Raw genomic sequence first — 13,164 nt, forward strand, 5'->3', positions numbered from 1 at the left:
GAATGTTACTTGGTGATTTTGGCAACTACGCCTGCACCTACCGTACGGCCACCTTCGCGAATCGCGAAACGCAGACCCTCTTCCATCGCGATCGGGGCAATCAACTCAACACTGATTGACACGTTGTCGCCTGGCAGTACCATTTCCTTGTCCGCGGGCAAGCTGATTGAGCCTGTCACGTCGGTTGTACGGAAGTAAAACTGAGGACGGTAGTTATTGAAGAATGGCGTGTGACGACCACCTTCATCTTTGCTCAGTACGTAAATTTCCGCACTGAAGCCTGTGTGTGGCTTGATCGAACCTGGCTTGGCCAATACCTGACCGCGCTCCACGTCTTCACGCTTGGTACCACGCAACAAAACACCCACGTTGTCACCAGCCTGACCTTGGTCCAGCAGCTTGCGGAACATTTCCACGCCAGTACAAATAGTCTTGACTGTGTCTTTGATACCCACGATTTCGATTTCTTCACCAACTTTCACAATGCCGCGCTCGATACGGCCTGTTACTACCGTGCCGCGACCAGAGATGGAGAATACGTCTTCGATTGGCATCAAGAATGTGCCATCCACTGCACGCTCAGGCGTTGGAATGTAGGTATCCAATGCTTCGGCCAAACGCTTGATTGCGCCTTCGCCCAAATCACCAGTATCACCTTCCAAGGCCAGCTTGGCTGATCCCTTTACGATTGGCACGTCATCGCCAGGAAAGTCGTACTTGGAAAGTAGCTCACGCACTTCCATTTCAACCAATTCCAACAACTCTTCGTCGTCCACCATGTCGCACTTGTTCAGAAACACGATGATGTAAGGCACGCCAACCTGGCGGGCCAACAAAATGTGCTCACGGGTCTGTGGCATGGGGCCGTCGGCTGCAGAACACACCAGAATTGCGCCGTCCATCTGCGCCGCACCGGTAATCATGTTCTTTACATAGTCGGCGTGGCCTGGGCAATCTACGTGCGCGTAGTGACGTGTTGCTGTCTCGTACTCCACGTGGGCCGTATTAATCGTAATACCGCGAGCCTTCTCTTCTGGCGCCGCATCGATCTGGTCGTAGCCTTTGGCTTCACCATGGCCGCTCAGACGCGCCAATACTGTTGTGATCGCCGCTGTCAATGTTGTCTTGCCATGGTCCACGTGACCAATCGTTCCAACGTTTACGTGTGGCTTCTTACGCTCAAACTTTTCTTTTGCCATGACGACCTCGGTGCGGGCACCCAACGAAGGAGTGCGGTTATAACGGTTTGGTGCTCATGGGCAGGATCGAACTGCCGACCTCTCCCTTACCAAGGGAGTGCTCTACCACTGAGCCACATGAGCAACTTTCTATTAAAGCTTGGAGCGGGTGAAGGGAATCGAACCCTCGTCTTAAGCTTGGAAGGCTTCAGCTCTACCATTGAGCTACACCCGCACACCTTGTACACCCCTTTTCAGAGGCGCACTCGGTTAAACTGCTTGAATTCTTGGTGGAGAGAGTTGGATTCGAACCAACGTAGGCGTAAGCCAACAGATTTACAGTCTGCCCCCTTTAGCCACTCGGGCATCTCTCCAAAAGAGAACCCCGGATTATGGATGCTTTTTTAAATAACGTCAACACCTCATGCCCCCTTTCCGTCTTATTTGTATATTAATTCTTGGTTTTTCGAGCGGACTGCCCCTTGCTTTGACAGGAAGCACCCTGCAGGCGTGGCTTGCGGTTGAAAATGTAGACATCAAAACCATTGGTTTGTACGCGGTGGTGGGATTTCCTTACACCTACAAGTTTTTGTGGTCACCCTTTCTTGATTATTTGAAACCTGGCTTTTTTGACCAAAGGCGTGGCTGGATTGCACTCATGCAATTGGCCTGTGCCGGATTGATTGCGGCCATGGCATTTGTTGATGCGCATTCTGCCTGGACAGTGGCTGCAGTTGCGGTGGCAATCGCCTTTTGCTCATCCACCCAGGACATGGCCATAGATGCTTACCGCACCGACTTGCTACCCGCTACTGAACGCGGCCTCGGGGCGGCCTACTATGTGACTGGCTATCGAGTGGCCATGCTGGTTTCCGGCGGACTGGCACTGATACTGGCCGGCGAGTATTTGGGCTGGACCGGTACCTACCTGCTGATGGCTGGGTTAATTGCCGCCTGTGCGGTGATAACAGCCTTGAGCCCCACAGCTGACACCCCCGAGGACCTCGCCAGGCGTGAAGCAAAACGGAAGCTGTTTGACATTGTTAAAGAATCAACGCGCAACTTCTTGAGCAAGGAAGCGGCAATCTGGATTTTGGTGCTGATTGTGCTTTACAAGGTGGGAGATGCGTTTGCGGGATCTTTGACCACCGCATTTCTACTCAAGGGACTGGGCTTTACCCTGACTGAAGTTGGCGCCGTGAATAAGACAGTGAGCCTGATCGCGACATTGCTGGGTGCATTTTTGGGAGGCGCCCTGATGACACGGATGGGGCTGTATGGATCGCTGATGCTATTTGGTATTTTTCAAGCGGTGTCCAATTTGTCATTTTGGGTGCTGTCTGTGATGGAGCCAAGCATTTGGGCAATGGGCGGTGCGGTGTTTGTTGAAAACCTGTGCGGTGGCATGGGCACAGCTGCGTTTGTGGGTTTGTTGACCAGCCTGTGCAGCAAGGAGTTCTCAGCCACCCAATACGCTCTGCTGTCCTCGCTGGCGGCCATGGGGCGTGTTTACCTGGCCGCGCCTGCAGGGTATGTGGTGGCAGCTTACGGATGGAGCGACTTTTTTGTGTTTTCGACTGCAGCAGCAATTCCCGGGCTAGTGGCGCTCTATCTGCTTCGATCGAGCATCCAGAAACTGGCGAGGTGAGCAGTTGTGCCATTTCTGAAAGGCGTGGATAAAAGCCGAGGGCGATGAATAGCCCAACCGGGCCGAAACCTCGGACACGCTGAGCCCGGTGGAACTGAGCAGTTCTTCGGCCATGGTCTGACGGACCTCCGCCAGGAGGTCGCGATAACTGGTGCCTTCATCGGTGAGGCGCCTGCGCAAAGTGCGCTCGGTCATGAAGTGATCCGTGGCAATTTGCGCAAGGCTTGGAGACGAGGACAGGTCAGCCAACAATTTATTGCGCAACCAAGCCGACACGCCGCCCCGCTGCATGCGGCGTGACAGCAAATTTTCAAGTTGGGTTTCACAAAAACGGGCGCTGTGCTCGTTGGCTTTGGGCAGAGGCAAGTTAAGCCACTGTTCATCAAATGTGGCCCTGTTGACGGAGGCATTGAACTGCGGAATGCAGCCGAACATGGCTTCGTATTGAGCCATGGGTGCATTGGGTGCGAAGGCAAATTCAACAACGCGCAACGGCAAACTGACGCCAAACAATTCTCGCTGCAAAACCTGAATGGCAGAACAATCGCGCTCAGCCACGAACGAACGCACTGCCGGGGGCAAATGATCGACAGACAAGATCATGGACGCCAACCCGTTGCCCAAGGCCAATTCAACTTTGGAGAAAGCAAATGTAAGGTCGAGATACCTCAAGCCCAGCTCGACGGCTTGCCGGAAGGTGGGGCTGGTGATGAGTGCATAACCCCAAATTCCGTAGGTGGTGAGGTGATACTCGGAACCAGCCATCAGCCCAAGCCCGGGTACTTTGCCATGCAGGCGCACCAGGTTGTGAATCACCTGCAGTTCTTGATCAGGATCAATTTCGAGATGAGGGTCATCAAGCTGGGCCGGCAAGATCGAGGAGCCCGTGAGCAGCGCGCTGCGGGTTGAGCCGAGCCTTATGCCCAGTTCACAGAGGATTTTCACGCTGACAACAGTTCGACGAGCTGGCATAGGAGTGCTGGATTTGTCCGGAAATATCAACCACCATTGATTGTAATCAAGTTCGGGCGCGGCGTGGGGCTTCTACACTGTCATGAATAAAACCCTGGGAGACATCGATTGAGTGGATTATTGAATGAGTTTGGATGGGCAGGCCCGGACAGGAATACGCTGATCGAGAAACATGCGCTGCCAACATCGATGTTTCTGGAGTGCATGGGTCTGAAAGTGCACGTGAGCATCGAGGGCAGCGGACCCGATGTAGTCATGATTCACGGCTTTGCTGCCAGCCTGCATACATGGAGTGATGTTTGTGCGCAGATGAGCAAGCAATTCCGGATCATTCGGTTCGATTTGCCACCATTTGGTTTGACGGGGCCGGCACTCGACGAACAAGGGCAAGTTCGAAAAATGGACGTTGCTTTTTATCAGCAGTTTGTAGATGCCGTTCTGGACGAATTGCAGATTAAAAAATGTGTGATGATCGGCAATTCATTTGGAGGATTCTTGAGCTGGGATCAGGCGCAAAGGCATCCAGAGCGCGTGCGTGGCTTGATCATTTCTGATGCGGTGGGGTATCAGCAACCGCTGCCGATTTACATCACGCTGTTTACGATTAAACCGATTGCCTGGATGACTCGACATGCAGTACCGGCATTTTTACTGCGAATGGCGGTGCGTGATGTGTATGGTGACAAACGCAAATTAAAGAAAGAAGTGCTGGACAGGTACCTCGAGTTGTTTATGCACAAACCAAATCGAAGCGCAGTGGGACAGATGGTCGGTGTATTTACCGATGGAGAACTGGGTTCGGAACGTTTGCCTGAAATTCAGTGCAAGACGTTGATTGTATGGGGCGGGGATGACCGATGGGTGAGCATTGAAATGGCGGGCCGATTCAACCGGGATATTCCAAATTCGGAACTGAAGGTGTATCGAGGGGTGGGTCACATTCCGATGGAGGAGACACCCGAACGTTTCGCCGGAGATTGCATCTCTTTCATTGAAAATCTTTGATCTCAATTCTGGAATTGATTATGAAAAATAAAGTGGTATTCATTACTGGCGGCGCAAGGGGCCTTGGTGCTGGATTGGCAGCAAAAGTGCTCGGAAAAGGCGGGAACGCTTTTATTGTGGACTTGAACGCAGAGGCGGTGTTTGAGCAAGTTGAAACACTGGGCAGAGAACGTATTGCCGGCTGTCAGGCCAATGTGTGTAAGCCCGCAGACCTTGAACTTGCCATGGCGGAATGCAAAGAGCGCTTTGGCAAAATTGACGTGGTAGTTGTGAATGCGGGAATTCTGAAAATGGGCTCAATCGAGCATATGAATCCGGCTGACTTTGACGCAGTGATGCAGGTGAATGTACACGGTGCATTCAATACTATTCGCGCTGGTATTCCTTACCTGCGCGAAACAAAAGGTTACCTACAAGTTATTTCCTCATTGGCAGCAGCAATTCATACGCCACTGATGGGTCACTATGCAGCCTCCAAGGCGGCAGTTGAGGCGTTGGCAGATGTGGCCCGGCAGGAGCTCGCGCTGGACGGGATTGATGTGGGTTGTGTACACCCCACCTTCACCAACACTGCAATGATCAAGGAAGTGAATGCCGGTGTGCTGTGGGGAGGGCACAAGGGCGCCTTTGCTGCGGTGGAACCTGAACAAGTAATCGATGCGATGTTCCGTGGCATCGAGAAGCGTCAGCGTAAAATTATTGCGCCCAAAACCATTGCACCTTTGATCCTGGCACCCGGCTTGTTTCACCGGGTGGCTGAGGGACTGGGGCGACTGCAGGGCTCAGAGCAGGCCCTGAAAAAATTCAAGGCTGAAGAGGCAGAATCGCTTACTCGACGGTGACCGACTTGGCAAGGTTACGGGGTTTGTCCACATCCGTACCCTTGACCAAAGCCACGTGATAAGACAACAACTGCAAAGGCAAGGTGTGCAAGATGGGAGACAAGTGCCCGGCGTGATCAAGCAAGTTGATAACGTGCACACCATCGGCTTTTTCGATCTTGGTGTCACGATCTGCGAAAATATACAGCTCGCCACCCCGCGCACGGACTTCCTGCAAATTCGACTTCAACTTTTCAATTAAGGTGTCTTTGGGTGCGACGGCAACCACTGGCATGTCCGCATCCACAAGCGCCAAGGGACCGTGCTTTAACTCCCCAGCCGCATAGGCTTCAGCGTGGATGTAGCTGATTTCCTTGAGTTTCAATGCACCTTCCATAGCAATGGGGTAATGTACGCCTCGCCCTAAAAACAAGGCGTGGCGCTTCTCGGCAAAACTGAGGGCCAGTTCCTTGATTTCCGGCTCGAGCGCCAGAATATTCTGCATGGCCGAGGGAAGATGACGCAGTTGCGTGAGCAAGGTTTTTTCTTGTTCAACTGTGAGTTTTCCGCGTAACTTGGCCATGACCAGCGTGAAAGTGAAAAGCGCAGCCAGTTGCGTTGTAAATGCCTTGGTTGAAGCCACCCCGATTTCGGGACCTGCACGCGTTAAAAATTTCAGGTTACTTGCACGTATGAGTGCGGACTCTGGCACGTTGCATATGGACAGCGCATTGACCATGCCCTGTGACTTGGCGTGCTCAAGTGCAGCCAGGGTATCGGCAGTTTCGCCGGATTGTGAAATAGTGATGACCAGTGTGTTTGGCAGGCTGACGCTGGTGCGATAGCGATACTCACTTGCAATTTCGACATTGGTGGGGAGCGCTGCAATCGACTCAAGCCAATAGCGCGCCACGGATGCGGCGTGGTAGCTAGTGCCACATGCCAGAATAAGCACTTGCTGAATGCCGGGAAGAATATTGCCCGCTTCCGCACCAAACAATTCAGGTTTGACCGCCGACGCATTGCTGACCATTTCCAGCGTGGCAGCAATAGCACCAGGTTGTTCGTAAATTTCCTTTTGCATGTAGTGGGCGTAAGGGCCCAGTTCAACCGCATCGGCTGACAGCTGACTTTCAATAATGGGCCGATCAACCTGAAGGCCCTCGCCGTCAAAAAATGAAACCCCGGTAGTTTGAAGTTCGACGACATCGTTTTCTTCAAGATAGGTAATTTGTTTTGTGTAGGCCACCAGTGCGGAAGCATCGGAGGCCAAAAAGTATTCCCCCTCGCCGTGGCCCACCAAAAGCGGCGCACCTTTCTTGGACGCCAGCAAGGTAAGCGCCGCCGTGTTGCAAATCACTGCGATGGCAAAAGCACCTTCCAGCTTTTTCACTGTGGCCTGAACGGCAGCTCGCAACTCAAGACCCTGAACCAAATGCTTGTGGGTGAGGTGTGCAATGACTTCTGTATCGGTGTCGGATTGAAAAACATAGCCTTCCGCGGTGAGCGCTTTTCGGATTTCTTCGTGATTTTCAATGATGCCGTTATGCACCACGCTCACTGAGACGCCCTGCCCTTCACTAATGTGAGGGTGTGCATTGCGCTCACTGGGCACGCCATGAGTGGCCCAGCGCGTGTGAGCGATGCCCATGCGTGCACTGAGGGTTTTGGTGCTGGAGTCAAGTTCAACCACACGCCCCACGCTGCGCGCACGGTGGATCGATTGGTCGGTATCAGACTGAATGGCCAGTCCTGCCGAGTCGTATCCGCGGTATTCGAGTTTCTTCAGGCCATCGATCAACACTGGCACGCTGTTGGTTTTGGAGAGTACGCCGACGATTCCGCACATGGTGTGAGGTATTCCTTTATTTTTTGGTTGATTTGACCGGGCGTTTCCAGCCCGTGATCGTAATTTGTTTGGCACGCGAGACGGTGAGTGCGTTCTCTGGCGCGTCTTTGGTGAGAGTTGTTCCCGCACCAAGTGTGGCGCCCTTCTTCACGGTCACGGGCGCTACCAATTGGGTGTCTGAGCCGATGAAAACATCGTCCTCAATGATGGTGAGGTGCTTGTTGGCACCATCATAATTACAGGTAATGGTGCCTGCTCCCACATTCACCCGCTCACCAATTTGCGCGTCACCAATGTAGGCCAGGTGATTGGCTTTGGATTGATTTGCAATGCTGGCGTTTTTAACTTCAACAAAATTGCCAATGTGCACTTCATTGCCCAATTTTGCACCGGGGCGCAAACGCGCATAGGGGCCGATGACGGCCTTTTCGCCCACAGTGGCGGCAGTTAGATGGGAATAAGCTTCGATGCGGGTACCAGCGGCAATAGTGACGTTGTTAAGCACACAGTAAGGGCCGATGGACACTCCGTCACCCAAGGTGACCTCACCTTGAAAAACACAGCCCACATCGATGGACACATCTGCGCCACAGTGCAGCGTGCCACGCACATCGATTCGGGCGGGATCGAGCAGCTGCACACCTTCGATCATTAATTTTTCAGCCTGATGAAGTTGCCAGATACGCTCAAGCTCGGCCTGTTGAACTCGGGAATTGACGCCCGACACTTCCCAACTGTGCGTGGGCTGACAGGTGCGCACCAGCAGCCCATCTTCATATGCCATCGCGATGATGTCGGTGAGGTAATACTCACCTTGCGCGTTGTTGTTACTCAGTTTGCCTACCCAGTTTTTTAACTGCGCGGTGGGGCAAGCAAGAATGCCGGTGTTGACTTCGGTAATAGTGAGCTGCGAGGGAGTCGCGTCTTTTTGTTCGACTATGCCAACCACGGCACCTTCGGTATCGCGAAGTATGCGGCCGTAACCATGCGGATTGGACATGTTCAGGGTCATCAATCCCATTTGACCAGCCAGCGCGGCTTGAACCAAGGGTTGCAAAGATTCAAATTGAATGAGAGGGACGTCGCCATACAGAATCAGGGTGACCGGATGATCAGCCAAGGCCGAGCTTGCACACTGAACCGCATGACCCGTGCCCAGTTGCTCTGACTGAGCGGCAAACCGAATACCAGGCTGGGAAGACAAATGATGCTGAACCGCCTGGGCACCGTGCCCGACCACCACCACTACATGCGGGTTTTCAAACTGCAAAGCTGTACCCACCACACGGCCCAGCATTGATTGACCGCCCACAGGATGCAGCACCTTGGGCAGGGCAGACTTCATGCGAGTGCCCTTGCCTGCTGCGAGTATCAAAATATTCATGTCAATAATCAAATTTAAAAAAATAAGGCCAGGACACCGGTGTAACCGTACAGGGCTCCACGGAAAATTTCACCGTTTGCTGAGAAACCTATAAGAGGAATGTCCCCCAATTGTTCTCGGACAATTTGCTGCTCGACGCCCTGCAGTCCGAACAATGCGGCACCCCGCCCATTGCAAGCAATGTACACTGCGCCACGAGGTTTGCGCTGAGAATGGATTCCAGAAAAACCGGCAGCCTGAAGTTCATTGAGTTTGGGTGCAGGTGCGTCCAGATCTTCGCGCAGTTCAGCGCACATTCGCGTCAAGTCGACCCGAGCGGAATTCTCATCGCGGGTGCAGAAAGACAGGCGATCACCTAACTTGAAGTCTTCAGCTACCGCCAAGGATTTTTTGTTCGGATCCATGCCGACCACAGGACGTACTTTCAACTGATGCGCCTCGGAGCGGCCAGCCGTATAACCTTTTAACGCAATAGATTCGGCAAGTGCCCGGTCTGTTAACCCCACAAACAGGCCATGTGCAAAACGTTTGGCCAACACCTCGGCGGCCTGGCTTGCGGGATCGCCTTCGTCCGAATCGGGCTGTAGACCCAAATCTGCGAGCAACACATCTAGCGCGGGCAAACCATCAAGTTCTTCGACAAAATTACCTCGAAGCCCAGTAATTTCATGCTCGACGCCCACCACTTGAACGCCCTGAGTCATGCGTACCTCGATGGGTAAACCACTGGCAAACACCACACCTGACACACCACCGGAAAGAGGTTCAAGCGCAATGTGGGTATTGGCTGTACCAGCGCAGACCAGACCACCAAAAATTTGGCGAGTACTGACTTTGAGCGACAGATCATCAAGCAGATCGTCAATGTCCTCAGTCAGCGGATCGATGTGGATTAGCGCGGAGTGCATGGCGTCCCGCCCCGAAGCGGTAACTGTACCTGGCTTGGGCAATGGCAATTTGCCTGAAAAAACGCGCGCAGAATCGGCAGGGAACTCCATCAACATGACGGCCAGTGCCGGCTCTTGGTAATACTCAACACCACTGCTGCACACACCGGGCGCCAACCCGCCAACCCATTCTTTGATACCCGTTCTCTGGCGCAACCCATGAAGAATTTGCGGCATGCTCTCGGCGAAGGCTTCTGTGGCGTAAATCAAACCCAGCTTTTGTGGCCGGGAAATGTCGCTTGCGAACTGCTCCAGTTGCATTTGGCCTTCGAGTTGCACCAACACGAGTTCAAGTGCTTCTCTCCAGTTGGGGTGTGTGGCGTGGCCAAAACGAAACATCTAGGTCCTTGTGCGCGCGGGGCGGGTGCTGCTTGAAGTTTTCTTGCGAGGCGTAGCCGCGCGCTTGGCTTTGGGTTTAACTGGTTTTTTGGATGGTTCAGCATCATCGGGGCTAACATCAGCCCCAGAACCTGTCATGGCTGCGGTGGCAACCACTTTGTTGAATTGGTCTTGAAGCAGACCCCACCAGGCAGTGGCATTTGAAACAATGGCCTTTGAGGACTCCTGGGCCGCTGCATCGCTTGGTGTGGTAGCGGCTGGCTCAGGATCGGGAATTTTGGGCGCAACCGGCTCTACACGAGGTACGGGTGGCGGAGCCACCGCAGCCTGCATGGCATTTCGGATGATTTCCTCGTTCACGGCTTGATTAACATCGCTGGCCCGGTCACCACCCAGACCAAGATTCGAACTGAAGGACTTTATGGTGGCGATGGTGCCGCGCTGCACTTCCAGCCCCTGGATGGTGGCCCGAAGCATACTGAGGTTGACATTCAACCACTGTTCAACAGCTTTAAGATCGGAGATGCGCTTGTCGAGCTCATCGAGATCGGTGGTTGGATTCATCACGCTGGGGATAGGCAAACTTCCCCAGATTTTTTTTACAAAATCAAATCCATCGGTGACCGACAAATTGGGTATTCTTTTGTTCGACATGCTTCCCCCTGCGTTTGACGCGGATTGCCCTGCTGAGCAGCTCAGTAAACGGGAACTCAGTGACTGCGAATCATGGTGCCCACGCCCTGGTCTGTCAGAATTTCAAGCAGAAGGCAGTGAGGAACACGGCCATCTACCACGTGAACTGAGTTTACTCCGCTTTTCGCTGCCTCAATCGCAGAAGACAACTTGGGCAGCATTCCGCCCGAAATGGTGCCATCTTCGAACAATTCATCAATTCGTTTGGCGGTCAGGCCTGTGAGCAACTTACCATCTTTGTCCAAAACCCCTGGGGTATTCGTCATCATGATGAGTTTTTCAGCCTTCAGGATTTCGGCAATTTTACCGGCCACGAGGTCGGCATTGATGTTGTAGGCCATGCCGTCTTCACCAAAGCCAATCGGTGAGATGACAGGAATAAAGGCGTCGTCTTGCAAGGCCTTCACAATGGCAGGGTCGATGGATGCGATTTCGCCCACGAAGCCAATGTCGTGGAACTTGCCTGGTTCGCTTTTGTCCGCCAGCTTCATTTTGCGAGCCTGAATCAGCCCACCGTCCTTGCCCGTCAGGCCCACTGCCTTGCCGCCATGCTCGTTAATCATCATGACGATGTCTTGCTGTACCTGACCACCCAAAACCCACTCCACCACTTCCATGGTTTCTTCGTCGGTAACACGCATGCCTTGAATGAAGGTGCCTTGTTTGCCAATGCGGCGCAAGGCTTCATCAATTTGGGGACCACCCCCATGCACTACAATGGGATTGATACCCACCAGCTTGAGCAAGACGACATCGTGAGCGAAGGATTTTTGCAGATTGACATCAGTCATCGCGTTGCCGCCGTACTTGACCACCACTGTTTTGCCATGAAAGCGGCGGATGTAGGGCAAGGCCTCGGACAGAACTTTGGCTTTGATTGCGGAGGTTAGATTGTCTGTGGTCATGAGTTGTCCGGGTAGAAACAGGGCACAAAATGCATTTTAAAGCGAATCTACCCGGACAACGGTGGCGAGAATGCCGATCGACGGATTCTAGAGAATGAATTGGGCAAGATCCTCAGATTTGGCCGCCTCGCCGAGACGGGAGTCGACAAACTCGGCTGTGATTTTCACTGGTCTGGGTTGACCATCGGCCTCGAATGCCACCTCTTCGAGAAGACGCTCCATGACGGTGTACAAGCGACGCGCTCCGATATTCTCGGTTTTCTCGTTCACGGTGAATGCGATTTCGGCCAACCTGCGAACGCCTTCGTCGGTGAACTCGAGCTCGACGCCATCCGTCGCCAACAGGGCTTTGTACTGCTCGGTAAGACAAGCATCGGTGCTTGTCAGGATTCGTTTGAAATCATCAACGGTCAATGACTCCAGCTCAACCCGAATCGGGAAGCGCCCCTGCAGCTCAGGAATGAGATCGGAAGGACGCGACAAGTGGAAGGCGCCACTGGCCACAAAGAGGATGTGATCTGTCTTAATCATGCCGTACTTGGTGTTGACCGTGGTGCCCTCCACCAGCGGCAGCAAATCGCGCTGAACGCCCTGGCGTGAAACATCGGTGCCTCGCCCATCGGCCTTGGTCGCAATCTTGTCGATTTCATCGAGAAATACGATTCCGTCCTGTTCTACCCTGGCTATTGCCTTGGCTCGCACTTCTTCCTCATTCACGCGCTTGGCGGCCTCTTCATCCTGAATCGCCTTGAGCGCCTCGGCAACTTTCATTTTCCGCAGCTTTTTCTTGCCGCCAGAAATATTCTGAAACATGGACTGTAATTGCCCGGTGAGTTCTTCCATGCCGGGCGGGCCGACAACATCTAGCGAAGGTGACGCTGCAGCCACCTCAATCTCGATTTCCTTGTCGTCAAGTTCGCCAGCGAACAACTTTTCTCGAAAACGAATTCGGGTGCGGTTCTCATCGGGCTCAGGGGCTTTCTCGGTGAAACCGAAATCGCGCGCAGGGGGCAGCAGCGCATCCAGCACCCGATCAAACGCAGCAGACTTGGCTTCTTCGACCACGCCAAGCTGCGCCTCTTCCCGAACCTGTTTCAAGGCTATTTCAATCAGGTCACGAATGATGGTGTCTACATCGCGCCCCACATAACCCACTTCAGTGAATTTGGTGGCTTCAATCTTGATGAAAGGCGCGTTGGCCAACTTGGCCAGGCGACGTGCGATTTCTGTTTTACCCACGCCGGTTGGGCCGATCATCAGAATATTTTTGGGTGTAATTTCCTGACGCAGGGGCATGGGCACCTGCATGCGACGCCAGCGGTTGCGAAGTGCAACCGCGACAGCTCGCTTGGCGGCATCTTGGCCAACGATGTTCTTGTTGAGTTCTTCAACAATATTTGAAGGTGTAAGTTGAGTCATGTTG

At 53.4% G+C, this 13,164-nt stretch carries 11 protein-coding genes and 3 tRNA genes; 3 read left to right on the forward strand and 11 right to left on the reverse strand.

What is annotated here, in order from left to right:
• Positions 1-5: 5 nt before the first annotated feature.
• The 4 genes from tuf to LMED105_RS02915 all read right to left on the reverse strand — a co-directional run bounded on the left by tuf (position 6) and on the right by LMED105_RS02915 (position 1,552).
• Positions 6-1,199, reverse strand: coding sequence for an elongation factor Tu (gene tuf / locus LMED105_RS02900; RefSeq protein WP_008248018.1), 1,194 nt, complete (start codon positions 1,197-1,199; stop codon positions 6-8).
• Positions 1,200-1,247: 48 nt separating this feature from the next.
• Positions 1,248-1,322 (reverse strand) — tRNA-Thr (locus LMED105_RS02905).
• 17 nt (positions 1,323-1,339) lie between these two features.
• Positions 1,340-1,413 (reverse strand) — tRNA-Gly (locus tag LMED105_RS02910).
• A gap of 53 nt (positions 1,414-1,466) precedes the next feature.
• Positions 1,467-1,552: transfer RNA gene (locus LMED105_RS02915), tRNA-Tyr, on the reverse strand.
• A 50-nt stretch (positions 1,553-1,602) separates the two neighbouring features.
• Between LMED105_RS02915 and LMED105_RS02920 the strand changes: the two genes are divergently transcribed.
• On the forward strand, positions 1,603-2,826 hold the full coding sequence (locus LMED105_RS02920; RefSeq protein WP_050771130.1) for an MFS transporter: 1,224 nt from the start codon (positions 1,603-1,605) through the stop codon (positions 2,824-2,826).
• Here the strand turns inward: LMED105_RS02920 and LMED105_RS02925 are convergent.
• The gene (locus LMED105_RS02925) at positions 2,776-3,798 is read right to left on the reverse strand and encodes an AraC family transcriptional regulator (protein WP_008248022.1); all 1,023 of its coding nucleotides are present in this window, start codon (positions 3,796-3,798) and stop codon (positions 2,776-2,778) included. The genes LMED105_RS02920 and LMED105_RS02925 overlap by 51 nt on opposite strands.
• A 108-nt stretch (positions 3,799-3,906) precedes the next feature.
• Here LMED105_RS02925 and LMED105_RS02930 point away from each other — a divergent pair, with 108 nt between their 5' ends.
• Together LMED105_RS02930 and LMED105_RS02935 are read left to right on the forward strand one after the other, a co-directional pair.
• On the forward strand, positions 3,907-4,803 hold the full coding sequence (locus LMED105_RS02930) for an alpha/beta fold hydrolase (RefSeq protein ID WP_156799511.1): 897 nt from the start codon (positions 3,907-3,909) through the stop codon (positions 4,801-4,803).
• Between the two features lie 20 nt (positions 4,804-4,823).
• Positions 4,824-5,645 (forward strand): SDR family NAD(P)-dependent oxidoreductase, encoded by an 822-nt coding sequence (locus LMED105_RS02935; protein ID WP_156799512.1) that lies wholly within the window; start codon positions 4,824-4,826, stop codon positions 5,643-5,645.
• On the opposite strand, the gene glmS is transcribed toward LMED105_RS02935, so the two are convergent.
• From glmS to hslU, 6 genes are all read right to left on the reverse strand, one after another.
• Positions 5,632-7,473 (reverse strand): glutamine--fructose-6-phosphate transaminase (isomerizing), encoded by a 1,842-nt coding sequence (glmS, locus tag LMED105_RS02940; RefSeq protein WP_008248028.1) that lies wholly within the window; start codon positions 7,471-7,473, stop codon positions 5,632-5,634. The genes LMED105_RS02935 and glmS overlap by 14 nt on opposite strands.
• 16 nt (positions 7,474-7,489) lie before the next feature.
• Positions 7,490-8,857 carry a bifunctional UDP-N-acetylglucosamine diphosphorylase/glucosamine-1-phosphate N-acetyltransferase GlmU gene (glmU, locus tag LMED105_RS02945; protein ID WP_008248030.1) on the reverse strand — a complete coding sequence of 456 codons (1,368 nt, stop codon included), beginning with the start codon at positions 8,855-8,857 and terminating at the stop codon, positions 7,490-7,492.
• Positions 8,858-8,871: 14 nt separating this feature from the next.
• Positions 8,872-10,143: an FIST N-terminal domain-containing protein gene (locus LMED105_RS02950; RefSeq protein ID WP_008248032.1), complete on the reverse strand. Its 1,272-nt coding sequence runs from the start codon at positions 10,141-10,143 to the stop codon at positions 8,872-8,874.
• Positions 10,144-10,797 (reverse strand): PhaM family polyhydroxyalkanoate granule multifunctional regulatory protein, encoded by a 654-nt coding sequence (locus LMED105_RS02955; RefSeq protein ID WP_008248034.1) that lies wholly within the window; start codon positions 10,795-10,797, stop codon positions 10,144-10,146.
• 56 nt (positions 10,798-10,853) lie between these two features.
• Positions 10,854-11,741 carry an acetylglutamate kinase gene (argB, locus tag LMED105_RS02960; protein ID WP_008248035.1) on the reverse strand — a complete coding sequence of 296 codons (888 nt, stop codon included), beginning with the start codon at positions 11,739-11,741 and terminating at the stop codon, positions 10,854-10,856.
• 87 nt (positions 11,742-11,828) lie between these two features.
• A complete protein-coding gene (gene hslU, locus LMED105_RS02965) occupies positions 11,829-13,160 on the reverse strand; it encodes an ATP-dependent protease ATPase subunit HslU (RefSeq protein ID WP_008248036.1) in 1,332 nt (443 codons plus the stop codon).
• Positions 13,161-13,164 lie beyond the last annotated feature (4 nt).

Source organism: Limnobacter sp. MED105, assembly GCF_000170915.1.
GTDB lineage: Bacteria > Pseudomonadota > Gammaproteobacteria > Burkholderiales > Burkholderiaceae_B > Limnobacter.